This is a genomic window from Prescottella equi (assembly GCF_020171745.1).
Taxonomy (GTDB): Bacteria; Actinomycetota; Actinomycetes; order Mycobacteriales; family Mycobacteriaceae; genus Prescottella; species Prescottella equi_A.
The window spans coordinates 20,335-43,595 of record NZ_JAIVAH010000004.1 but is presented as its reverse complement, the minus strand read 5'-3'; the positions used below and the strand labels follow the sequence as shown (position 1 = coordinate 43,595).

Here is a 23,261-nt window from a genome sequence, read left to right as displayed (position 1 = left end):
CCGTTCGGGTGCCCGCGAACAGGCTCGGAAGTTAACGGGGGAGTAACAGCTTCGAACCGACCGGTCTGCAAGCTGTGTGAAGGATCACAGCACGTGGGTGGGGGGTGAACTGTGCCGGAAGGGCTCCGCCGCCAGGACTCGAACCTGAACTATCTGAACCAAAATCAGAGGTGCTGCCATTACACTACGGCGGATTACCGCGCGCCGGGTCGACGCCCGGATACGCGGGAACGATCCTCGCATGCCGACGCGCCGTGCGTCGAACCGCTGGAGAAATTCCTCGGCGACCGGGCGATAGGGTGGCCTCTACCAGCGCCGAATGCGTTCGACGCGGCGTGTCGGAAAGGACGGTGACCCCAGTGTCACGACCATCGCGGGAACCTCAGACCGCCGAGCGTGCGCCCCGGACGCGGATGACGGGAACTCAGCGCCGTGAGCAGTTGATCGAGATCGGCCGGGCGCTGTTCGCCGAACGCGGCTACGAGGCCGCCTCGATCGAGGAGATCGCGGCGCGTGCGCAGGTGTCCAAGCCTGTCGTCTACGAGCACTTCGGTGGGAAGGAAGGCCTGTACGCCGTCGTCGTCGATCGTGAGATGTCGAAACTGCTCGAGATGATCACGTCGTCGCTCACCCAGAACCGTTCCCGCATCCGGGTCGAACGGGTCGCGCTGGCGCTGCTCACGTACGTCGAGGAACGCACCGACGGCTTCCGGATCCTGGTCCGGGACTCTCCGGTCGCCGCCGACGACGGCACCTACTCGAGCCTGCTCAACGAGGCCGTCCGGCAGGTCGGTCACATCCTCGCCGGAGACTTCGCCCGCCGCGGATTCGATCCGGAACTCGCGCCGCTGTACGCGCAGGCCCTCGTCGGGATGGTCGCGACCACCGCCACGTGGTGGCTCGACGACCGCACCCCTTCCAAGGAGGTCGTCGCCGCGCACCTGGTGAACCTGTGCTGGAACGGCCTGACCAATCTCGAGGCCGACCCGCAGCTCGGAGAGTGACGAAGTCCGTGGGGCGGCGCCGGGTGCCCCGGCCCGGTGTCGGTCGGCACGCCTAGAATCGAACGGTCTGCATTTCACGACATCAGGAGCGCCGTCGTTGTCTTCCGTGTCCTCTTCAGATAACTCTTCGGCCCCTGTCGCCGCAGCCACGCCACTCGCCGGTCTCGTGTCGACCGCGCTCGCGGACGGCGCGATCGGCCGGGTGCAGGACAGCGTCGGGCGGACCGGTGTCGACATCGTCGCCCCGGTCGCGGCGCGTCCGTTCGTCGCCGCGGCCCTCGCCGGCCGGACCCAGCTGCTGCTGGTCACCGCGACCGGTCGTGAGGCCGACGACCTCACCACCGAACTGCGCGAGGTCATCGGTGACGGTGTCGCACAGTTCCCGTCGTGGGAGACGCTGCCGCACGAGCGGCTCTCGCCGAGCGCCGACACCGTCGGCCGCCGCCTGCAGGTGCTGCGGCGCCTCGCGTGTCCCGACGACGCCGCCTACGGGCCGCCGCTACAGGTGATCGTCACAACCGTGCGCTCGCTCGTGCAGCCGATGGCGCCCGGGCTCGGGGACATCGAACCGGTCGTCCTGCGGATGGGATCCGAGCACGACTTCGGCGGACTGATCTCGCGGCTCGCCGAACTCGCGTACACCCGCGTGGACATGGTGGGCAAGCGCGGCGAATTCGCGGTGCGCGGTGGCATCCTCGACGTCTTCCCGCCCACGTCCGACCATCCCGTGCGCGTCGAGTTCTGGGGCGACGAGGTCACCGAGTTGCGCGCGTTCTCGGTCGCCGATCAGCGGTCGCTGCCGGAACTCGAGCTCACCACCGTCGTCGCGCCGCCGTGCCGCGAACTGCTGCTCACCGAGGCGGTGCGCGACCGCGCCGCGCAGCTCGCGACCGAGAACCCCGCCGACGCGGCCCTCGTCGAGATGCTCGACAAGCTCTCGGCCGGCATTCCGGTCGAGGGCATGGAGGCGCTGCTGCCGCTGCTGCAGCCGGGCGAGCTGCAACTGCTGACCGAGGTGCTGCCGCGCGAGACCCATGTGCTGCTGTGCGATCCGGAGAAGATCCGCACCCGCGCCACCGACCTCGTGCGCACCGGGCAGGAGTTCCTGGAGGCGTCGTGGACGGCGGCGTCGATCGGCGGGGCCGCCCCCATCGACACGTCGGTCCTCGGCGGCGGCATCGACCTCGGGGCGTCCGCCTACCGATCGCTGCGGCAGGTGCGGGAGAACGCCGAGGCGCAGGGCCGTCCGTGGTGGACGATCAGCCCGCTGGCCTCGGGCAGCGAGGACGAACTGGTCCTGCCGGTGCAGTCGGCGCCCGAGGTGCGCGGCTCCGAAGAGATGCTGTCGATGCTGTTCGCGAATCTGCGGGCGCACGTGACCACCGGGGGTCGCGCGGTGGTCGTCGTCGCCGGTTCGGGCACGGCGCACCGCGTGCTCGAGCGGCTCAAGGAGGCCGACGTCCCGGCCGGCGAACTCGCGCCGGGCGCCGAACCGGCCCGCGGCCTGGTCCAGGTCCTGCGCGGATCCCTGCACGAGGGCCTGGTCCTGCCGGGCGACGATGCAGCCGGGATTCCGGGGTTGGTGATCGTCACCGAGTCCGACCTGACCGGCAACCGGGTGGCCGCCGCCGGTGACGGCAAGAAGATGCCGGCCAAGCGGCGCAACCAGGTCGATCCGCTCGCGCTCACCGCCGGCGACATGGTGGTGCACGACCAGCACGGCATCGGCCGGTTCGTCGAGATGGTCGAGCGCACCATCGGCGGCGCCCGTCGCGAGTACCTCGTCATCGAGTACGCCGCCAGCAAGCGTGGCCATCCGGGAGACCGGCTGTTCGTGCCGATGGAGTCGCTCGATCAGCTCTCGCGCTACGTCGGCGGCGAGATGCCCGCGCTGTCCAAGCTCGGCGGCTCGGACTGGCAGAACACGAAACGTAAGGCACGCAAGGCAGTCCGCGAGATCGCCGGCGAGCTGGTGCAGCTGTACGCCGCCCGCCAGGCGGCGCCCGGCCACGCCTTCGGCCCGGACACCCCGTGGCAGAAGGAGATGGAGGACGCGTTCGCGTTCACCGAGACCCACGACCAGTTGACCGTCATCGACGAGGTGAAGGCCGACATGGAGAAGCCGGTCCCGATGGACCGCGTCGTGATCGGCGACGTCGGGTACGGCAAGACCGAGGTCGCGGTCCGTGCGGCCTTCAAGGCCGTGCAGGACGGCAAGCAGGTCGCGGTGCTGGTGCCCACGACGCTGCTCGCACAGCAGCACCTGCAGACCTTCTCCGAGCGGATGGCGAACTTCCCGGTGAAGGTGCGGGGGCTGTCCCGCTTCACCGACGCGGCCGAATCCAAGGAGATCATCGCGCAGCTGGCCGACGGCGAGATCGATGTCGTCGTCGGTACCCACCGCCTGCTGCAGACCGGAGTCCGCTGGAAGGACCTCGGCCTGGTCATCGTCGACGAGGAACAGCGGTTCGGCGTCGAACACAAGGAACACATCAAGGCGCTGCGCACCCACGTCGACGTGCTCACCATGTCGGCCACCCCGATCCCACGAACCCTCGAGATGAGCATGGCCGGCATCCGCGAGATGTCGACCATTCTCACCCCGCCCGAGGAGCGGCACCCGATCCTCACGTACGTCGGCGGGTACGCGGACAAGCAGGTGGCGGCGGCGATCCGCCGCGAACTGCTGCGCGACGGCCAGGTGTTCTACGTCCACAACCGGGTCAGCTCGATCGACAAGGCCGCCAAGCGGATTCGGGAACTGGTCCCGGAGGCGCGGGTCGTCGTCGCGCACGGCCAGATGAACGAGGACACCCTCGAGAAGACGGTGCAGGGCTTCTGGGAGCGGGAGTTCGACGTCCTCGTCTGCACCACGATCATCGAGACCGGCCTCGACATCTCGAACGCCAACACCCTCATCGTCGAGCGCGCCGATTCGCTGGGTCTGTCACAGCTGCACCAGTTGCGCGGGCGCGTCGGCCGCAGCCGCGAGCGCGGGTACGCGTACTTCCTGTATCCGCCGGAGAAGCCGCTGACCGAGACCGCATACGACCGTCTCGCCACGATCTCGCAGAACTCGGATCTCGGCGCCGGCATGGCCGTCGCGATGAAGGACCTCGAGATCCGCGGTGCCGGAAACGTGTTGGGCGCGGAGCAGTCCGGTCACGTCGCGGGCGTCGGCTTCGACCTGTATGTGCGTCTGGTCGGAGAGGCGGTCGAGGCGTACCGCGCGGTGGCCGACGGCCGGCCCGTCACGACCGAACCGGAGGTCAAGGAGGTGCGGATCGATCTGCCGGTCGACGCGCACATTCCGCCCGACTACGTCACGAGCGACCGGCTGCGGCTCGAGGGCTACCGCAAGCTCGCCGCCGCGGCCGACACCGAGGCGATCGCCGCGGTGGTCGAGGAACTCGTCGACCGGTACGGCCCGCTCCCGGAGGAGGTGGGCCGGCTGGTGTCGGTCGCCAAGCTCCGCCTGCTGTGCCGCGAGTACGGCATCGAGGAGGTGGCCGTCACCGGCACCCAGCTCAAGATCTCGCCGATGCAGTTGCCGGACTCGAAGCAGTTGCGGCTCAAGCGGATGTACTCGAGCGCGCAGTACCGGGCGACCACGGGGATGGTGCAGATGCCGCTGCCGCGGGCCGGTTCCGGTGGCGTCGGTGCCGAGCGGGTGCGCGACGTGGAACTGCTGCAGTACATCGCGAACTTCCTCCTCGCGATGGACGGCAAGGCGGCGGACTCGGTCGACGTGCGCACCCCCACGGGTGTGCAGGCAGGGGTCTGACGCGGATGAGTGCCGGCGAGGAGCGTCAGGGCGATTGGCGCGCGGGCGACGCCGTCGTCGAGGCCGTGGAGGTGATGGACAAGCTGTGGGGTTTCGGCGGCTGGGAGGTGACGCAGACCCACGACTCGTTGCGTCCGTACCTGCTCGAGGAAACGTACGAACTGCTCGACGCGATCCAGTCGGGCGATCCCGTCGCGATTCGGGAGGAACTCGGAGACCTGTTGCTGCAGGTACTGTTCCACTCCCGGATCGCGGAGGCCGCCGGTGAGTTCACGGTCGACGACGTGGCCGCCACGCTCGTGACCAAGCTGGCCCACCGCAGTCCGCACCTGGCCGACGACATCGTGGGCCCGGTGGACATCGCCGAGCAGGAACGCGCGTGGGAGGTGCGGAAGGCGGCCGAGAAGGCGCGCGAATCCTGCATCGACGGCATCGCGCTGCAACAGCCCGCCCTGGCGCTCGCCGAGAAGGTGATCTCGCGGGCCCGCAAGGCCGGACTGCCGGACGAGCTGGTGCCCGACGACCTGCGGGTGGTGCGGCTGGGCGGTCCCGACAGCGCCGAGGACGAACTACGCAAGGCCGCTCTGCGATTCGTCGCGCGGATCCGGGCCGCCGAGTCCGCCGCGCACGCGGCCGGGGTCGCGTGGGGCGGACTCGGGGCGGACGACTGGCGTACCTACTGGAGTCGCTGATCTCCTATCGACCGGGGGAGTCGTTGTGGTGCTTTGCGATACGACCGTTCTCGCCCAGTTCCAACGTCACGTCGATGCCGATCTTGCGCAGGAACTCGTAGTCGTGGCTGACGACGATCATCGCGCCCCGGTAGGCGTCGAGCGCCTCCGCGAGTTGCTCGACGCTGTTGATGTCGAGATTGTTCGTCGGCTCGTCGAGGATCAACAGCTGCGCGGGTGGGTCTGCCAGCAGCAGCTTGGCGAGTGAGACCCGGAAGCGCTCGCCGCCCGACAGCGTCGCGACCGCGCGATCTGCGGCGCTGCCGCGGATCAACAAGCGGGCAAGCTGATTCCGGATGTCCCCAGTGGATGTTCCGGGTGCGACTTCCTGCACGTTCTCGAGTGCGCTCAGATCGTCGTCGAGATTGTCGAGGCGCTGTGGGAGATAGCCGACCTGCTCGGTGAGCAGCGTTCCGCGCACCCGGCCCGAGTCGCCGACGGTGCCCCGGAGGAGATGCTCGACGAGCGTCGATTTGCCGGCGCCGTTGGGGCCGACGAGCGCGACTCGTTCCGGCCCCTGGACGACGATGGTGCGCTCCCCGTCCTGGAACTCGGCGATGCGTCGACTCCGTGGCACGTCCGGGTCGGGCAGTGTGAGATGGATGTGCTCGTCTTCCCGGACTCGTCTGGCTGCGGCATCGGCTGCGGCCCTGGCGCTCTCGACCTTGTCGTCGAGTGTCGAGCGCATGGCCCCCGCGGAAGCCTGCGCCTTGCTCGCACGATTGCCGGCCAAGATCTTCGGGATACCGCCGTCTCGCTGGGTCTTCTTCGCCGTCCGTTCCCGGCGGGCCAGCTTCGTCTCGGCTTCGATCCTCTGGCGCTTCTCGACCTTGAGTGCCTGGTCGGCCGAGCGCGCAGCCTGCACGGCGGCCGCCTGTTCTTGTTCTCGATGTTCCTTCCACGCGCTGTACGGACCGCCGAACACCTCGATCCGGCTGTCGTACAACTCTGCGGTGGCGTCCATGTGTTCGAGCAGTTCCAGGTCGTGGCTGACGACGACGAGTGTTCCGGTCCAGTTGTCGATCATCTGCGCGAGACGTGCGCGCGTGGGCCGGTCGAGGTTGTTGGTCGGCTCGTCGAGCAGGGTGACCGGGGTGCGCCGGATTCGGAGGCCGGTTATGGCGATGAGCATGGCCTCACCTCCGGAGAGCGTGTCGACTCGGCGATCGAGATCGACTGTGGTGAACCCGATCTCGTGCAGTGCCTCGTCGGCGCGCGCCTCGATGTCCCAGTCGTCGCCGACGGTGTCGAAGTGGCGCGGATCGGGGTCTCCGGACTCGATGGCCCGGAGGGCTTCGACGATCCTGTCGATGCCCAGGAGTTCGGCGACGGTCGAGTCCTTGCGGGCGGTCAGCGTCTGAGGCAGGTAGCCCACCTCGCCGACCGTGTCGATACGCCCCGACGCGGGCCGCAGCAGCCCTGCGATCAGTCGGAGCAGCGTGGACTTGCCGGCTCCGTTCCGGCCGACGAGTCCGGTGCGGCCCGTGGTGAAGGTGCCGCTGACGCGGTCGAGCGCGACGGTGCCGTCGGGCCATTCGAAGGTGATGTCTCTCAAAGTGATTGCGGAGGCACTCATGTGTTGCCGTCCCTTTCGTGAAGTTGCTGATGCGCAGGGTCGAGGGAACGACCGATCACGAGAGGTCACCGGGACAGATATGTGTAGTCCGGCAAGGGCGGCATCGCTGTGCACACGGGAAGCGTGATCGGCGCGAAGGCGGACATGCCGGGGTTGGCCCGGAAAAGGGCATGGGTCGTCAACCGAGGCGCGATCCGCGCCTGATCGGCAACGCCACCGGCAGTCCGGTGGCTAGATTCTGTCGACCTCGATATCCATGGCGAGGACTCTATCAGCAGGGTCCGGACGTCACGGCTTGCGGCAGTTCAGGATCGATGCATGCGGCCTTTCCCAGTAGCCGCGCAACAAGTCCCTTCTAGATGTACCCGGCTCCCGAGACGAGCACCGGGAGCGGGACTACTCGACAAAGGTTGGATTCGACTACGTTCACTCGCTCGTCGACGACCATTCCAGGCTCGCCTACTCGGAGGTCCTGCCGGACGAGAAAGGCGCCACCTGCCTCAACCGACCTCACGTCTACTCATCTTCGGCGCTCTGCTCGATTTCGTCGCACCATTGCTGGTACGCAGGACTGACCAGATACACCCAGACCGATGAGACACCGATCTTGGCCCTCACCACCACGCCCGGAAGGTCCCAGCGCAGGCCGCGGGACGGTTCGATCCACCAATCCGTGGGCCGCTGCCCGAGCAGTTCGAACATCCGCTGCACGAGTGCATCGAACACTTCATCCAGCTCCGGCTCCAAGTCGCTCCGACCGAGAACCACATCACTGGCACGGAAGGAGATATTATCGATCGCTCGCGACAAGTCGGTTGTCGATATGTCCGCGACGGACACCGACACATCCGGGCGATTGACTTCGAAATTGGTCACCGCTGCTGGAAACTGCTCATCGAGGCCGCAGACCTGCCAGCCGACCTGACCGCAGAACGGCGGCAGGTCATTGACGGTCCACGTCCAGTCGAACTCAGCGGCCGCGCGCACCGCCTGGGCAGCGCGTTCGATATCTGCTCGCATCTTTTACAGCTCTTTCTCGTAGTCCGAACCGGTGGTCATTGCGTCCGGTCTGCGCCGAGCATGGCATCCGTCAGAAGTTCATCAAACCGCACTGCCCATGGCAGAATCCCATTGCCGCAGCCGAAGTCGAGGACATCACGTCCTTCCCGGTCCCCGAGCGTGGCCAGCACGTTGGGGATCTCCAGGTGCTTCCGGAACGGCCGGCCGGCCGTTCCCTCGTAGAGATCGGCGAGTTCGTCGAACTGGCTCTGCATGTGCCCCCCTTCTACCCGAAGCGGTCGATGCGGACACAGTGGGGCGAATCGGGACCACTTGCAGTCCATACCGAGACATTCCTCCGCCGGCGTGGGCAGGTCCGGCTCAGCTGAACAGCGTCGACCCCCAGTAGTCACCCTCGCCGACACCCGGCGGCACCGCGAAGACCGCGGAGCCGACGTGCTTGATGTACTCGTTCAGTGCATCGTTGCGGGCGAGGTTCTGCTGCATCGGCACGAATTGCTTCTGCGGATCGCGGCAGTACGCGATGAAGAACAGTCCGGCGTCGAGATGCCCGAAACCGTCTGTGCCGTCGGTGAAGTTGTAGCCGCGACGCAGGATCTGGATGCCGTTCAGCTCCTCTGCCGACGCCAGGCGCACGTGCGCGTCCTTGTCGATCACGGGCTTGCCGCCCGCCCCCTTGGCGTCGAGCTGCAGGTCGTCGAACTCGTCCTTGCGGCCCAGCGGTGCGCCGCTGCCCTTGCTGCGTCCGAACACCCGCTCCTGCTCGTGCAGCGTGGTGCGATCCCACGGCTCGATCAGCATGCGGATGCGTCGGGCCACCAGGTACGAGCCGCCCGCCATCCACGCCTGGTCGTCCTGCGGGTCCACCCACACGAACTCCGACAGCGCCGATGGATCCTCGGCCTTGATGTTGCGCGTTCCGTCCTTGAACCCGAACAGGTTTCGCGGCGTCGTCTGGCTCGTCGACGTCGACGACGTGCGGCCGAACCCGAGCTGCGACCAGCGCACCGCCACCACGCCGAAGCCGACACGGGCCAGGTTGCGCACCGCGTGCACCGCGACCTGGGGGTCGTCGGCGCAGGCCTGGATCGCGATGTCGCCGCCTGAGCGGGCGGGTTCGAGCGCGTCACCGGTGAACTTGGGAAGGTCGGTCAACGCTGCCGGCTTCTTGTCGGCGATCCCGAAGCGGTCCTTGCCGCTCGCCTCGAACAGCGACGGTCCGAACCCGATCGTGAGCGTCAGCTTCGACGCGTGCAGGTCCAGGGCCTCGCCGGTATCGGTGGGCGGCTTGTACTCGCCCGCGCCGATCGCGCCGTCCTCGGCGGCCTCCTCGCCGGCGGTCATCCGCGCGGCCATCTCGGTCCACTTCTTCAGCATCGCCACCAGTTCGTCGCGCGAGTCGGTGATGACGTCGAACGCGACGAAGTGCATGCGATCCTGTGCGGCCGTGACGATTCCGGCCTGATTGGCGCCGCGGAACGGCACCACCTCGGAGGTCGACGCAGACGCCTCGGGGGCCGTCAGACGGCCCACCGCGACGCCCGCGCCGGCCAACACCGCGCCCGCCCCGACGGCGCCGAAGAGGCGCCGTCGGGACAGGCCCGGACGTGGCTCGGGCCGGCTGTCGCCGTCCTGCTGGTTACTGCTCTGGGGATTACTGTCCTGCGACGACACCCTGCACCTGGCTCACTTCGGCGGACAACGCGTCGATCTTCTGGGACAGCGCCTGACGCTGCGGCTCGGTCACGGTCTCGTAGGAGACGAACCCGTCGCCCTGACGGAACTGCGCGAGTTCGGCGTCGAGGTCGGCGAAACGCTGGTCGATGCGCGCGGCCAGTTCCGGGTTGCGGTCGTCGAGGATCGGGCGCAGCGACGCGATCGCGGCCTGCGAGCCGTCGGCGTTGGCCTGGAAGTCGTACAGGTCGGTGTGCGAGAAGATGTCCTCCTCGCCGGTGATCTTGGTGCGCGCGATCTCGTCGAGCAGCGTCTGGGCGCCGCCGGCCACCTGGATCGGGTCGACGACGAAGTCCGGGGCCGCGACACCGTCGGCGAGCTCCTGGATGTCGGCGACGAGCTGGTCGGCGATCGCGTTGGTGTCGGGCTGCAGGCCCTGAACCCACAGGTCCTTCTCGAGCCGGTGGAAGCCGGTCCAGTTCCAGCCCGGCTCGACGTCGACCTCGCGCAGGTCGATGCGCGGGTCGAGGTCGTCGGGGAAGCTCTCGGCGATGGGCTCGATGCGCTCGTAGTACGTGCGGGTCAGCGGGTACTGGGCCTTCGCGGCGGCGATGTCGCCGGCCTTGATCGACGCGACGAACGTGGCGACGGTCTCCTGCAGCGCGGTGAGCTGGCTGTCGACGTAACGCTTGTACCCGGCGGCGGCCTCGGTGAGGCGGCCGTCCTGGTCGGTCGCGGCCACCGAGTCGCCGGTGACGACGAACTCGGCCCGGATGCCGTTGCCGACCATGCCAGGCTTGCACGCGGTGTGGTAGGTCCCGGACTCGGCGAGGTTGACGATGAGCTGACGGGTCAGACCCGGTCCTACGTTCTCGACCTCGCCCATCACGCGATCGCCGGCACCGAAGACGTAGAACTCGGTGACCTTCGACCCGTTGTTGGTGATGGAGAACGTGGTGTTGCCGGTCTCCGCCGAGTTCCCCGAGATGTCACACGTGGTGTCGGTGGCGGTCACCGTGATCGCCTCGGCGTCCGCGGGCGACTTGGACGTGCACGCCGCGAGGGCGAGGGGAGCGATCGCGAGCAGGGCGAGCGCGGAGGTGGTACGACGCACGAGCGGAACCTTTCGGGTGACTGTCATCGGGAAGCGTTGAGTTCGGGATCGCCGGTCGGCGTCGGATCGGTATGCGGTGCAGTGGCCTTCGGCTTCACCGGGCGCAGGAACAGTGGCATCACGATCACGAGGTACGCCACCCAGGCAACCGCCTGGAGGACGGTCGGATCGGGACGGAAGTTGAAGATGCCCTGCAGGACGGTGCCGTACCAGCTGGAGGTGTCGAACACGGACGAGATGTCGAACGCGAGCGTCGATCCGCCGGGCAGCCACCCGGCGATCTGCAGTGCCCGGACTCCGTACGCGAGGATCCCGGCCGCGACGACCACGAGGAAGGCACCGGTGTAGCGGAAGAAGCGGGCGAAGTCGATCCGGACGGCGCCGACGTACAGCAGCACGGTCAGGACGGCGGCGACCGCGATGCCGAGCAGCAGGCCGACGAGCGGCCACGCGCTGCCGGCGGCGTTCTCGGCGTAGCCGACGAGCAGCAGCGCGGTTTCGACGCCCTCGCGGCCGACGGCGAAGAACGCCATGGTTGCGACGGCCACCGGGCCGATCGCCAGCGCGCGATCGAGTCCGGCGCGCAGGTGTCCCGATATCGATGCCGCCGCGGTGCGCATCCACAGGACCATCGCGGTGACGATCGCAACGGCGACGAGCGACGCGAGTCCGCTGATGAGTTCGGCGGCCATGCCGGTGACGGTGGAGGTGCCGAAGTGGATGCCGACGAAGATCGCGACGACCATCGCGACGGCCGCGCCGACGCCAACCCACACCCATTTGAGTGCGTCGCGCCGCTCGGACTTGACCAGGAAGGCGACCAGGATCATCACGACGATGCCGGTCTCGAGCCCCTCGCGCACACCGATCAGGCCACTGCCGAACAACTGGGTTGCGATGGACGGCGCGGCGGTGCCGGCGGCGAGGACTGACACTCTTGTGCTCCTGCTACGAGTCGGGGCGGCGCGGGCGACGAAGGCAAGCCAAACCTCGAACGGCCACGCCGAAAGTAGCATCCCCTAAGCTCGGTCTGAAACCGGCCCTGACCAGGTTCTTTTTGTCTGGAATGGGGCTTTGGTCCCGATTCGGTACGCGTCGCGACCGTACGGTTCTGGATGATGGACGGCGTGACGAGAGAAGCCGCGACCCGCGTAGCCGCGACGAGATCCGGGACCGGTCGGTCGTACGGACCGGCCGCGCCGACGTCCCCACCGCCCAAGCGCCGGCGACCACTGCGAACCTTCCTGGTGGTGACGTCGTCCCTCCTGGTGGGCGTGGCGGTCGTGGCGCTCTCGGTCGGGTTGGACGAGTTGGATCAGCGCAAGCCCCGCATCGAGATTCCGGAGGGCATCCCGCCCGGCCCGGGCGCGCCGACGCCACCGATCGACATCAACGGGCCCGGCCGGACGGCGGCCCTGCTGGGGGAGTGGGCGGCACCGCTGTCGGACGCGCTGGCCATCTCGCCGACCGCGCTCGAGGCCTACGGGTACGCGGCCGCGGTGATGACGGCGACCAAACCCGACTGCGGCATCGGCTGGACGACGCTGGCGGGCATCGCGGCCGTCGAGAGCAAACACGGGACGTATCGGGGATCGAGTGTGGGTGACGACGGGAAGGTGAGCCCGGCGATCAGGGGCATCCCGCTCGACGGGTCGCCCGGGGTCGCGGAGATCCCCGACACCGACGGCGGTGCGATGGACGGCGACGCCACTCACGATCGGGCGATGGGGCCGCTGCAGTTCATCCCCGAGACGTGGGCGCGTTGGGGCGTCGACGCCAACGGTGACGGCGTCGTCGATCCCGACAACATCGACGACGCTGCCCTCACCGCAGCGCGGTACCTGTGTGCCAGAGGCGGCGATCTCACCACCGCGGACGGGTGGACCGCGGCCCTCATGGCCTACAACCTGTCGGGGGAGTATCTGCGTGACGTTCGCGACCGCGCGGCGGCGTACTCGGTGGGGGTGCGAAGGTGACCTGCGCGACGGGCGTGCCTGGAGGCGGGAGTCGGTTACTCCCGCTAGGCTCAGACCTGGCACTATGCATCCGGCGACTCAGCGTGGTCGCCTGCCCGTAGACAACCCAGTTGCTGCTGTCCGGACCGGTCGTTTCCGCCGTCCGCAGCAGCCGTACGAAGCCGCCGAAGGAGAACCATTCGTGGCCATCATTGAGCAGGTCGGAGCTCGCGAGATCCTCGATTCCCGTGGCAACCCCACGGTTGAGGTCGAGGTGCTGCTCGAGGACGGTAGCTTCGCTCGCGCCGCCGTTCCCTCCGGCGCGTCCACCGGTGAGCACGAGGCCGTCGAGCTGCGTGACGGCGGCGACCGCTACCTGGGCAAGGGTGTCCAGAAGGCCGTCGAGGCCGTTCTCGGTGAGATCGCGCCGGCCATCATCGGCCTGGACGCCACCGAGCAGCGCACCGTCGACCAGGCCCTGCTGGACGCCGACGGAACCCGCGACAAGTCCCGCCTGGGTGCGAACGCACTGCTCGGCGCGTCGCTCGCCGTGGCCCGTGCCGGCGCCGAGACGTCCGGTCTGGAGCTGTTCCGTTACGTCGGCGGCCCGAATGCCCACATCCTGCCGGTCCCGATGATGAACATCATCAACGGTGGCGCCCACGCGGACAGCGGCGTCGACGTCCAGGAGTTCATGATCGCGCCGATCGGTGCGCCCACGTTCAAGGAGTCCCTGCGCTGGGGCGCCGAGGTGTACCACTCGCTGAAGTCGGTCCTCAAGGCCAAGGGCCTGTCCACCGGACTCGGCGACGAGGGCGGCTTCGCACCCAACCTGGCCGGTACCAAGGAAGCGCTGGACCTGATCGCGGAGGCCGTCGGCAAGACCGGCCTGAAGCTGGGCACCGACATCGCGCTGGCGCTCGACGTCGCGGCCACCGAGTTCTACACCGACGGCACCGGCTACAAGTTCGAGGGCAAGAACCGCACGGCCGACGAGATGGCCGCGTTCTACGCCGAGCTGCTCACCGCGTACCCGCTGGTCTCGATCGAGGATCCGCTGGACGAGGACGACTGGGCGGGCTGGGTTTCCCTGACCGAGCAGATCGGCAACAAGATCCAGCTCGTCGGTGACGACCTGTTCGTCACCAACCCGGAGCGCCTCGAGGAGGGCATCGCCAAGGGCGCCGCCAACGCGCTCCTGGTGAAGGTCAACCAGATCGGCACCCTGACCGAGACGCTGGACGCCGTCGACCTGGCGCACCGCAGCGGCTACAAGACGATGATGAGCCACCGCTCCGGTGAGACCGAGGACACCACGATCGCCGACCTGGCCGTCGCCGTCGGCAGCGGCCAGATCAAGACCGGTGCCCCGGCCCGCAGCGAGCGCGTCGCGAAGTACAACCAGCTGCTCCGCATCGAGGAGAGCCTGGGCGACGCTGCCCGCTACGCCGGCGAGCTGGCGTTCCCGCGCTTCGCCTTCGAGGGTTAAGCACGTAGATGAGTCAGCGCGGTAGGTCGCGGTCGGGTCGTCCCTCCCCGGGAGGACGCCCCGAGCGCCACGGTGCCGGGACCGGGCAGGGCTCTCGCAGGCCCCGCCGGAACCGTGCCGGCACCGCTACCGCGACCGGTCGGGTCGCCCCGGACGCATCGAGCCCGCTCGATGCCGACGGCGACACGACCGGATCCGACGGCCAGGCCACCGGCTCCCGCGTCCGCTCTGCACGAGCGGGCGCGGGACGCCGGTCGGCGCCGCCCGAGCGCACATTCTTCGGGCTGTCGACCGGACGCGCGGTCATCCTCGGCGTCGTGGTCTGCGCTCTCGCGCTCACCCTCGCGATGCCGTTGCGCACCTACCTCACGCAGCGCGCGGAGGCCGATCGCCTCGCGTCCGAGCAGGTGGCACTCGAGCAGCAACTGGACCAGCTGCGCCGTCAGAAGGAACAGATCGAGGATCCGGCGTGGATCGCGGCGCAGGGCCGCGAGCGGCTCGGCCTGGTCCGTCCCGGCGAGACGCCCTACAAGGTGCAGTTGCCCGGCGACTGGCAACCGCCGAAGAAGGATGCACCACCGCCGCCGCCCTCCACGGGCGCCTGGCACAGCGATCTGTGGCAGCGGCTCACCGAACCCGCACCCGTCGCCGAGGCCGAAACAGAGACACCGCCGGTGGCCCCCGTGGTGCCGGCACCCGCACCAGAAGAACCAGGAGTACCCACCGGGTGAGCGAATCGTCCGTCCCCCAGGAAGACCTCGATGCCGTGGAGGCCCAGCTGGGTCGTGTCCCGCGGGGCGTGCTCGAGATCGCGTACCGCAGCCCGGACGGCCGGCCCGGTGTGGTGAAGACCGCCCCCCGGTTGCCGGACGGCACGCCGTTCCCCACCCTCTACTACCTGACCGACCCGCGCCTGACCGCCGAGGCCAGCCGTCAGGAGTCGGCCGGTGTGATGCGCGAGATGACCGAGCGTCTGGGCACCGACCCGGAACTCGCCGCCGCCTACCGCGCCGCACACGAGTCGTACCTCGCGGAGCGCAACGAGATCGATTCCCTGGGAACGGATTTCACCGGTGGAGGCATGCCGGACCGGGTGAAGTGCCTGCACGTTCTGATGGCGCACTCGCTCGCGAAGGGGCCGGGCGTCAACCCGTTCGGTGACGAGTCCGTCTCGCTCGCCGCGCGTGGCAAGCTGCGCGGCACGGCCATTCCCGCCGACTGGCCCGAGTACCAGGGACCGGCCGCCGCCGGAGACGACGAGTGACTCGGGTTGCCGCGATCGACTGCGGCACCAACTCGATCCGTCTGCTCGTCGCGGACGCCGACGAGAACGGTCGCCTCACCGACGTCACCCGGCTGATGCGGATCGTGCGCCTCGGGCAGGGAGTGGACGCGACCGGAGCGTTCGCGCCCGAGGCCATCGAGCGGACGCGGGTCGCGTTGAGCGAGTACGCCGAGATCATCCGTGACACCGGCGCCACCGCGGTGCGCATGGTCGCCACGTCGGCCACGCGCGACGCGTCCAATCGTGAGGACTTCTTCGCGATGACCCGCGAGATCCTCGGCGCGGTGATCCCCGGCGCCGAGGCCGAGGTCATCACCGGCGACGAGGAGGCGCGCCTGTCGTTCTCCGGCGCCGTCGGCGAACTCGACGCGTCCGAGGGCCCGTTCGTGGTCGTGGACCTCGGTGGCGGGTCCACCGAGGTGGTGCTCGGCGACGACACCGGTGTCCACGCCGCGTACTCCACCGACGTCGGGTGTGTGCGGGTCACCGAACGCTGCCTGCACGACGACCCGCCCACCGGCGCGCAGATCGACGCCGCCCGCGAATTCGCGTCCGAGCGCCTGGCTCAGGCCTTCGCGCGGGTACCGGTCGAGCAGGCCCGCACCTGGGTCGGCGTCGCCGGCACCATGACGACGCTGTCGGCGGTCGCGCAGGACCTGCCCGAGTACGACCCCGAGCGGGTCCACCTCTCGCGGCTCACGGTCGGACAGCTGCACGACGTCGCCAACCGGCTGGTTTCCATGACGCACGACGAGCGCGCCGCGCTCGGGCCGATGCACCCGGGACGGGTGGACGTGATCGGCGGCGGCGCCATCGTGACCACGGTCCTCGCCGACGAACTCGCGCGGCGCGCCGGCATCGACGAACTGGTGGTCAGCGAGCACGACATCTTGGACGGAATTGCAATGTCTGTCCTGCTGGGCGGGTCGTGAATTAGCTCACTGTTTGTGCCGCCTACACTGTTCCTTGGTTTCCACTGTCGTGGCCACCGGAGTCGGGCCGGTGGTGGGCCCCCATAGCCCAATTGGCAGAGGCAGCGGACTTAAAATCCGCCGAGTGTGGGTTCGAGTCCCACTGGGGGCACCTCCGTCCCGCCGTCCGACGGCACATGGCATCGGGGATCCCGTCCACCGGACTTCCGGTGGGCGGGACCTTCCGCCACCGTCGCCGACGCGTACTCGCTCACTTCATCGGCAGTGCCAGTGTCCGTAGGCGTTGGGGTTCTGCCACCGTCGGCACGGTGCGGTTCGGTCCGGACCGGACTGCGCGGCAGCGACCGCGGGGAGATCGCTCGCGGCGGTCACCGTGTCGGCTGTCGCCGTCGGTATCCCCAGCGGCGCGATCAAAAAGGTGGCTGCAACGAAAGTCCTTGCCAGCGTGCGCCATCCGGATGTGGAGGCTTGAATTTGCTCCTGCGTCATCGGTCGATCCTTTCGGCATGACCGCAGGGCCCCTCGTGCTCGCGTGGGCCCGCCGATAGCGGTCCGGACGCAGCCCGTTGCGGCGCTCTTCCCATGCTATCGACCGAGGCTGTGCTGGAGAAGGTCGCGAGTCGCGGCGGACGGCGGGGGTCAGATCGCGACCGCAGCGACTCCTACCGCGAGGGCTGACAGGCCGCCGACGACGATGCCCTCGGTCGGTGTGCCGGTCACGGCCATGTCGACCACTGCGGGAAGCAGGCCGGCGGACGCGGCGAGCGCGAGCTTGCCGGGGCGACGACGCGCGCGGGCGGGTTCGTCGGCCTCCACGTGGCAGGAGGTGTGCCCGGGACGGCTCGACGGCGGCAACTGCGAAGTGAGGAAATTGGGCCCGACGTACTCGGGACTCACTTCGGTGCGGGGTTCGATTCTGTGCGGCAATGTATTCCTCAGTCATGTGTGTGGACTGTGGTGTTTCGACGGTTCCTCGTGGGTCGACGTCGTTCGTTCGACGATAGGTGTTCGTCGGTGGTCATTCCAGCGAATCGAGACCGATGCCACATCCGATGTCTGTTCCGTTCCGAACCTCGCAGCCCCGCCGTGGTCGCCAATCATTCTGTCGTGGTGATGAATTCGTTCGAACTGTATCGGCGGTTCGCTGTCCGCGGGATTATGGAATGTCGCTCTGCGGGTCGGTCGCGTACAGTGGTGGGGTCAGGTGCGCCATTCGAGTGGCGTGCCGGCTCGGAAATTCGGTCCTGAGCCGCCGCCGCTGACGAAGCGTCGAAACCCTGACCTCTCCACGAACTCATCGGTCGAGTGCTCGCAGGTCGAGCCGATCGTCGACCGACACATCTCAACCACAGGCGCGGCTGCGTCGATACGTGTTGTCGCCGAGGTGAACTCGCGACGGCCACGAAGGAATTCTCATGCAATACAACTTCATCTCTTCGCCGGACGCGGACCGTCCGGCATCTGCAGGAGTGCCTCGCGCAACCCTGCGCGACGGATCTGCGGCGGTCCGTGCCCGCGCGCTGGAGATCGTCGGCATTCTCTATCGGTGTGACGGCGATCTTGCGTCGGAACGACTGTTGCGGCACTCGCAGGAGAACAATCTCAGGATCGCCGCCCTCGCCGAGGCGCTCGTCGCCGTCGTCGACGGTGGGTCGCGTGAGGCGGATGCGAACACGCAGGTCACGCTCGCTGCGCACTTCTGGCTTCGCGAGATCCGTCGGCTCGGCCGTGAGCACCGTCGGACGGACCGTGGGGTTCGCCATGTCGCCGCGTCTGCAGGGTGCGTCGGCAGGGCGCGAGGCCGGTCTGGAGAAGCTGCTGTCCAACAACGTGATCCGAAACGCGTCGACTTCGCGACCCGAGTGTGATTGACTCAATGTGGTCAAAGTGTCTTGTGTCCGCGTTCAGGCGCGCACAATTCCTTAGTTGTGGGGGACAGATCTCCTCTTCGGGTATCGCTTTCGGCAGTACCGGCCCGGGTCGCTCGAACATCGGCGATTCGTGATCGGCAAGCAAGAGGAGTACGAAATGGCAAACGGCACCGTCAAGTGGTTCAACGCTGAAAAGGGCTTCGGCTTCATCGCTCCCGAGGACGGCAGCGCCGACGTGTTCGCGCACTACTCGGAGATCCAGGGCGGCGGCTTCCGCAGCCTGGAGGAGAACCAGCGCGTGTCCTACGATCTGGGCCAGGGCGCCAAGGGCCCCCAGGCCACCAACATCACCGCGCTCTGATCCGCTTGTCGCCTGAATAGGGCGAGGTCAGGACGACACAGGCCCCACTCCCGGCACGGGAGTGGGGCCTGTCGCGTTCGAGGAGGGCGGTCAGTGTCGCGAATCGATGACCGCTTGCTGCGCGGCCGGTGTGACGGCGTCGACGAACCCCTTGAAGTCGTCGTGCTTGTCGAGGAAGCCCGCGACGAACGGGCAGATCGGCACGATGCGCTTGCCGTGCGCGACGGTATCGTCGAGCGCCGACCGGATCAGCGTCCCGGCCAGACCCCTCCCCGCGAAGCGTTCCTCGATCTCGGTGTGGAAGAAGATGCGCTGGTCACCGCTGTCGACGAACTGGGTGAACCCGGCCGTCGCGTCGCCGACTCGGATCTCGTAACGGCGGAGGTCGGGATTGGGGTTCACTGCGGGCAATGCGTCGAATTCATCGCTCATGCCTCCACTATGACGCGTCGCTGTCGATTTCGGCCATGCGATGCGTCATTGGGGCAGGATGCACGCGAAGGGCTGCGTCCGGACCACTCGAAGGAGAGCGTGGCATGGAGTACATGATCCTCATCCACAGCGACGAGACGCAGGAGTCGCCGGCGCCCGGCACGGAGGCGTTCGATCGGATGATGAACGACTGGTTCGCCTACAACCAGAAGCTCATCGATGGCGGACACTGGGTTGCCGGCGCCAACCTGCAGCCGACGTCGACGGCCACCACGTTGCGACGGGTCGACGGGGGCGTCTCCGCGGTGACCGATGGGCCGTTCGTCGAAACCAAGGAACAACTCGGCGGCTTCTACCTGATCGCGGCGGCCGATCTGGACGAGGCATTGCGGCTCGCGTCCGACGTGCCGGTGCCGAACGCCCACATCGAGGTTCGGCCGGTGGCGTTCCGGCCCGACGCCGGATGACGATCGGTCGCAAGTGAACCGCGACGTCGACGCGGCTCTGACCCGGCTGGCTCGTGAGGAGGGCGGACGTATCGTCGCGCTCCTCGCGAGCCGCACCGGCGATCTCGATCTGGCCGACGACTCCGTGCAGGACGCGCTCGCGCAGGCGGCCGAAACGTGGCCGGAGAAGGGGATTCCCGGCAATCCGTCGGCGTGGTTGCTGACCGTCGCGCGCAACAAGGCGGTGGATCGGATCAGGCGGGCGGCGAGCGCGCATCGTCGAACGATGGCGGCAGCGCGCGAGCTGACCTTCGAGGGTGAGCCACAGGAGGTGCGTGCGTCGCTGATCACCGACTCCGGAAGCGCCGTCGGTGACGAACACCTGCGCCTGATGCTGCTGTGCTGTCATCCTGCGCTGGATCTCGACACCCAGGTCGCGCTCACCCTGCGCTTGGCGGGTGGACTCGGGACCGACGAGATCGCGTCGGCCTACCTTGTTCCGAAAGCCACCCTCGCGCAGCGAATCACAAGGGCGAAGCGGAAGATTCGGGATGCCGGGATTCCGCTCGCGCTACCCGAGAACATCGACGAGCGACTCGATGCACTGTTGCAGGTGCTCTATCTGATCTTCAACGAGGGCTATCTCTCCCGGAGCGCGCACGCGGACCCGGTCCGTATCGATCTGGTGGACGAGGCCGTCCGGTTGACGGAGGCGGCGGCCGAAGCGGTGCCCGACCACCCCGAGGTGGAGGGCTTGATTGCGCTGCAACTATTCTCGCGGGCACGTCAGGGGACCCGCGTCGACGCGACCGGTGAACTGGTGTTGCTCGGCGACCAGGACAGGTCGCTGTGGGACAAGTCCATGATCGCGCGGGGGAACAGGATCCTCCTGCGGGCACTCACCCGGATGCGGCCGGGGCGGTATCAGGTGCAGGCGATCATCGCCGCCCACCATGCGAATGCACCGTCGTCCGCCGACACGGACTGGAATGGGATCGAACGGTCGTATCGACAGCTCGCCGAGATGACGGACTCGCCGGTGGTGGCACTCAATCATGCAGTCGCGGTCTCGATGGTGCGCGGTCCGGCCCCCGCCATCGAGATGATCGACCGGATCGTCGGACTCGAGCGGTACCACCTGTTCCATGCGGCCCGCGCGGAACTGCTCGTGCGGGCGGGCGATGCGGCGGGCGCACGCGACGCGTTCGATGCCGCGCGCGCCCTCACCGACAACGACGCAGAAAGGCGTCATCTCACTCGGCGTCTGGGGGAGTGCTCTGCGCCCGACGTTCGAGCGTGACGGCGTCGTCGCCCAGTCGGTCGAGGGTGGTCGTCATTCCCCGACGCAGGTGCTCGGCCCGATCGGTCACCCCGCTCCAGCGTTGGATGATCCGGACGAGCAACGGTGACGGCACCCCCTGCTGCATAGACTCGGTCACGAGGGTGCCGTCCCCGGCGGACTCGAAACTGTACGTCCACAGGGCGCCCGACCGGCCCGGCACGCGGAACGCGAAGCACCGCCCACGGTCGGCGGTGACCACCTCCGGCTTCGTCGACCAGCGGGCACGGCCGATCCGGTTGTCGCCCTGGAATCTCGCCCCGACGTGCGGGCTGGTGGCCCCGTCGAGCCAGTGCGCTGACACGGTCTCCGGACTGTAGACACCCATCCGGGTGATGTCGCTGATCAGGTCGTACAGCGTGCCCGGCCGGGCAGGGATCTCCTTGCTCACCGAAACGGCCACGGGAGAGGGACGGGACATGGCGGTTCTCCTTCGTCGGATGGTGGGGCCGAGCCCCTTTACCGACATGACGCACGGCCGCCTGCGAATCGACACGTGCGCCGCACACCGATTTCCCTCAGGATCCGACCTTGGGGGTTGCGCGGTCGATGATCGACGTCAGATCGAGGCCGGTCGGCAGCGTGCCGAACACGGTTCCCCACTCGCCGGACAGCCGGCTCGCGCAGAACGCGTCGGCGACCGCCGGGTGCCCGTGCCGGACCAGCAGCGCACCCTGCAGCGCGAGGGCCATCTCGCCCACCACGCTGCGGGCGCGATGCTCGAGGCTGGCGACGTCCGTGAACGCTCCCTTCAGCTTTTCGACCGCCGTGTCGAGTCGGTGATCGCCGCCCGCGCTGTCGTCGAGTTCGTCGAAGAAGGCCTCGACCGACTCGGGCTGACGGGCCATTGCGCGCAGCACGTCGAGCGCCGCGACGTTGCCCGAGCCTTCCCACACCGACAGCAGCGGCGCCTCCCGGTACAGCCGCGGCATCCGCGACTCCTCGACGTAGCCGTTCCCGCCCAGGCATTCCAGAGCCTCCGCGGCGTGCACCGGCCCACGCTTGCACACGTAGTACTTGCTCACCGCGAGCGCGACGCGGCGCAGGGTCGACGCCTGCGGATCGCCGTTGTCGGCGCGGTCGGTGAGCGCCGCGAGCCACATCGCAACGGTGGTCGCCGCCTCCGACTCGACGGCGAGGTCCGCGAGCACGTTCCGCATCAGCGGCTGGTCGATCAGGTGCGCGCCGAAGGCGCTGCGGTGCGCCGCGTGGTGGGTGGCCTGCATGACGCCGACGCGCATGCCGGTCGCGGTGCCGATCGTGCAGTCGAGGCGGGTCATGTTGACCATCTCGATGATGGTGCGGACCCCGCGACCCTCGTCGCCCACCCGCCATGCCACGGCCTCGTCGTACTCCACCTCGCTGCTCGCGTTGGAGTGGTTGCCGAGCTTGTCCTTGAGTCGCTGCAGGAACATCGCGTTGCGGCTGCCGTCGGGCAGGACGCGGGGGAGCAGGAAGCACGTGAGCCCGCCGGGTGCCTGCGCCAAGACCAGGAAGATGTCCGACATCGGCGCCGACGTGAACCACTTGTGCCCGGTGATCAGGTACGAGCCGTCCGGTTGCGGGACGGCTCGGGTGGTGCCGGCGCGGACGTCGGAGCCGCCCTGCTTCTCGGTCATGGACATGCCGGCGATCAGTCCCGGCTTGGTGAGCGGGGCGCGCAGTTCGGGGTCGTACACCCTGGCGGTGAGCAGCGGTTCGTACTGCAGGGCCAGTTCCGGATTGTGGCGCAGTGCGGGGACGACGGCGTACGTCATCGAGATCGGGCAGCCGTGCCCGGCGTCGACCTGCCCCCACACCGCGTTCTTGGCGGCGCGGATCAGGTGCGCCTGCGGCCGGGGATCCGCCCACGGGGCGCCGTGCAGGCCCAGCTCCACCGCGGTGTCCATCAGCTGGTGGTAGGCGGGGTCGTACTCGACCTCGTCGATCCGGTTGCCGTAGCGGTCGTGGGTCCGCAGGACCGGGGGATGAGCCTCGGCCAGGTCGCCGAGCGCCTGGGCCTCGGAACCGCCGGCGAGCCGTCCGACGCGATGCACCTCGTCGAGCGCATGGTGCGCGCCCTCCCGCTGCAGGGCCTCGAGCAGTGGCGGATAGTCGGCGGCGTCGTAGTCGATCAGCGGCGGAACCTGGTTGGTGACCTCGTGCGTGACCCTCATACGACCCCCTGCAGTGGTGGTGGCGGTGATCCTCGACTGCAGTCAATGACGGTTCGGCGGGAACGTCAAGGCTGAAACGTCAAGGACGTGCG

22 protein-coding genes and 2 tRNA genes are annotated in these 23,261 nt (G+C 68.5%); 13 read left to right on the top strand and 11 right to left on the bottom strand.

Annotation, left to right across the window (positions count from 1 at the left end):
- Window positions 1–123 precede the first annotated feature (123 nt).
- A tRNA-Gln gene (locus LCL87_RS01490) sits at window positions 124–194 on the bottom strand.
- Between the two features lie 219 nt (window positions 195–413).
- Between LCL87_RS01490 and LCL87_RS01485 the strand changes: the two genes are divergently transcribed.
- The 3 genes from LCL87_RS01485 to LCL87_RS01475 all read left to right on the top strand — a co-directional run bounded on the left by LCL87_RS01485 (window position 414) and on the right by LCL87_RS01475 (window position 5,480).
- On the top strand, window positions 414–1,004 hold the full coding sequence (locus LCL87_RS01485) for a TetR/AcrR family transcriptional regulator (RefSeq protein ID WP_225015903.1): 591 nt from the start codon (window positions 414–416) through the stop codon (window positions 1,002–1,004).
- A 106-nt stretch (window positions 1,005–1,110) separates the two neighbouring features.
- Window positions 1,111–4,788 carry a transcription-repair coupling factor gene (gene mfd / locus LCL87_RS01480; RefSeq protein ID WP_225015901.1) on the top strand — a complete coding sequence of 1,226 codons (3,678 nt, stop codon included), beginning with the start codon at window positions 1,111–1,113 and terminating at the stop codon, window positions 4,786–4,788.
- Between the two features lie 5 nt (window positions 4,789–4,793).
- Window positions 4,794–5,480 carry a nucleoside triphosphate pyrophosphohydrolase gene (locus tag LCL87_RS01475; RefSeq protein WP_225015899.1) on the top strand — a complete coding sequence of 229 codons (687 nt, stop codon included), beginning with the start codon at window positions 4,794–4,796 and terminating at the stop codon, window positions 5,478–5,480.
- A 4-nt stretch (window positions 5,481–5,484) separates the two neighbouring features.
- Here the strand turns inward: LCL87_RS01475 and LCL87_RS01470 are convergent, their stop codons facing one another.
- The 6 genes from LCL87_RS01470 to efeU all read right to left on the bottom strand — a co-directional run bounded on the left by LCL87_RS01470 (window position 5,485) and on the right by efeU (window position 11,838).
- On the bottom strand, window positions 5,485–7,095 hold the full coding sequence (locus LCL87_RS01470; protein ID WP_225015897.1) for an ABC-F family ATP-binding cassette domain-containing protein: 1,611 nt from the start codon (window positions 7,093–7,095) through the stop codon (window positions 5,485–5,487).
- Between the two features lie 516 nt (window positions 7,096–7,611).
- Window positions 7,612–8,115 (bottom strand): DUF6301 family protein, encoded by a 504-nt coding sequence (locus LCL87_RS01465; RefSeq protein WP_225015895.1) that lies wholly within the window; start codon window positions 8,113–8,115, stop codon window positions 7,612–7,614.
- A 35-nt stretch (window positions 8,116–8,150) separates the two neighbouring features.
- A complete protein-coding gene (locus tag LCL87_RS01460) occupies window positions 8,151–8,369 on the bottom strand; it encodes a class I SAM-dependent methyltransferase (RefSeq protein ID WP_225015893.1) in 219 nt (72 codons plus the stop codon).
- A gap of 106 nt (window positions 8,370–8,475) precedes the next feature.
- Entirely contained in the window at window positions 8,476–9,789 is a 1,314-nt protein-coding gene (efeB, locus tag LCL87_RS01455; RefSeq protein ID WP_225015891.1) for an iron uptake transporter deferrochelatase/peroxidase subunit, read from the bottom strand.
- Complete coding sequence (gene efeO / locus LCL87_RS01450; RefSeq protein ID WP_225015889.1) at window positions 9,770–10,930, bottom strand: iron uptake system protein EfeO; 1,161 nt, start codon at window positions 10,928–10,930, stop codon at window positions 9,770–9,772. The genes efeB and efeO overlap by 20 nt, the downstream gene beginning before the upstream one ends.
- A complete protein-coding gene (gene efeU / locus LCL87_RS01445; protein WP_225015887.1) occupies window positions 10,927–11,838 on the bottom strand; it encodes an iron uptake transporter permease EfeU in 912 nt (303 codons plus the stop codon). Before efeU ends, efeO begins: the two co-directional genes overlap by 4 nt.
- A gap of 180 nt (window positions 11,839–12,018) precedes the next feature.
- Here efeU and LCL87_RS01440 point away from each other — a divergent pair, with 180 nt between their 5' ends.
- The 6 genes from LCL87_RS01440 to LCL87_RS01415 all read left to right on the top strand — a co-directional run bounded on the left by LCL87_RS01440 (window position 12,019) and on the right by LCL87_RS01415 (window position 16,715).
- Window positions 12,019–12,879: a lytic murein transglycosylase gene (locus LCL87_RS01440; protein ID WP_225015885.1), complete on the top strand. Its 861-nt coding sequence runs from the start codon at window positions 12,019–12,021 to the stop codon at window positions 12,877–12,879.
- A gap of 181 nt (window positions 12,880–13,060) precedes the next feature.
- Complete coding sequence (gene eno / locus LCL87_RS01435) at window positions 13,061–14,347, top strand: phosphopyruvate hydratase (protein WP_225015883.1); 1,287 nt, start codon at window positions 13,061–13,063, stop codon at window positions 14,345–14,347.
- An 8-nt stretch (window positions 14,348–14,355) separates the two neighbouring features.
- Window positions 14,356–15,078 (top strand): septum formation initiator family protein, encoded by a 723-nt coding sequence (locus tag LCL87_RS01430; RefSeq protein WP_225015881.1) that lies wholly within the window; start codon window positions 14,356–14,358, stop codon window positions 15,076–15,078.
- Window positions 15,075–15,611 (top strand): DUF501 domain-containing protein, encoded by a 537-nt coding sequence (locus tag LCL87_RS01425; protein WP_225015879.1) that lies wholly within the window; start codon window positions 15,075–15,077, stop codon window positions 15,609–15,611. Before LCL87_RS01430 ends, LCL87_RS01425 begins: the two co-directional genes overlap by 4 nt.
- Entirely contained in the window at window positions 15,608–16,564 is a 957-nt protein-coding gene (locus LCL87_RS01420) for a Ppx/GppA phosphatase family protein (RefSeq protein ID WP_225015877.1), read from the top strand. Before LCL87_RS01425 ends, LCL87_RS01420 begins: the two co-directional genes overlap by 4 nt.
- Before the next feature lie 77 nt (window positions 16,565–16,641).
- Window positions 16,642–16,715, top strand: a tRNA-Leu gene (locus tag LCL87_RS01415).
- Between the two features lie 488 nt (window positions 16,716–17,203).
- Here the strand turns inward: LCL87_RS01415 and LCL87_RS01410 are convergent.
- Window positions 17,204–17,491, bottom strand: coding sequence for a hypothetical protein (locus tag LCL87_RS01410; protein ID WP_225015875.1), 288 nt, complete (start codon window positions 17,489–17,491; stop codon window positions 17,204–17,206).
- A gap of 488 nt (window positions 17,492–17,979) precedes the next feature.
- Between LCL87_RS01410 and LCL87_RS01405 the strand changes: the two genes are divergently transcribed.
- Window positions 17,980–18,432, top strand: coding sequence for a hypothetical protein (locus LCL87_RS01405; protein WP_225015873.1), 453 nt, complete (start codon window positions 17,980–17,982; stop codon window positions 18,430–18,432).
- A 160-nt stretch (window positions 18,433–18,592) separates the two neighbouring features.
- A complete protein-coding gene (locus tag LCL87_RS01400; protein ID WP_225015871.1) occupies window positions 18,593–18,796 on the top strand; it encodes a cold-shock protein in 204 nt (67 codons plus the stop codon).
- Between the two features lie 90 nt (window positions 18,797–18,886).
- Here the strand turns inward: LCL87_RS01400 and LCL87_RS01395 are convergent, their stop codons facing one another.
- Window positions 18,887–19,228: a GNAT family N-acetyltransferase gene (locus tag LCL87_RS01395; protein WP_225015869.1), complete on the bottom strand. Its 342-nt coding sequence runs from the start codon at window positions 19,226–19,228 to the stop codon at window positions 18,887–18,889.
- Window positions 19,229–19,332: 104 nt separating this feature from the next.
- On the opposite strand from LCL87_RS01395, the gene LCL87_RS01390 reads away from it, so the two are divergent.
- Window positions 19,333–19,695 (top strand): YciI family protein, encoded by a 363-nt coding sequence (locus LCL87_RS01390; protein ID WP_225015867.1) that lies wholly within the window; start codon window positions 19,333–19,335, stop codon window positions 19,693–19,695.
- Window positions 19,696–19,708: 13 nt separating this feature from the next.
- Window positions 19,709–20,974 (top strand): DUF6596 domain-containing protein, encoded by a 1,266-nt coding sequence (locus LCL87_RS01385; RefSeq protein ID WP_225015865.1) that lies wholly within the window; start codon window positions 19,709–19,711, stop codon window positions 20,972–20,974.
- Here LCL87_RS01385 and LCL87_RS01380 read toward each other — a convergent pair.
- Both LCL87_RS01380 and LCL87_RS01375 read right to left on the bottom strand, forming a co-directional pair.
- The gene (locus tag LCL87_RS01380) at window positions 20,928–21,434 is read right to left on the bottom strand and encodes an SRPBCC family protein (RefSeq protein WP_225015863.1); all 507 of its coding nucleotides are present in this window, start codon (window positions 21,432–21,434) and stop codon (window positions 20,928–20,930) included. The genes LCL87_RS01385 and LCL87_RS01380 overlap by 47 nt on opposite strands.
- 97 nt (window positions 21,435–21,531) lie before the next feature.
- A complete protein-coding gene (locus tag LCL87_RS01375; protein ID WP_225015861.1) occupies window positions 21,532–23,169 on the bottom strand; it encodes an acyl-CoA dehydrogenase family protein in 1,638 nt (545 codons plus the stop codon).
- Between the last annotated feature and the right edge of the window lie 92 nt (window positions 23,170–23,261).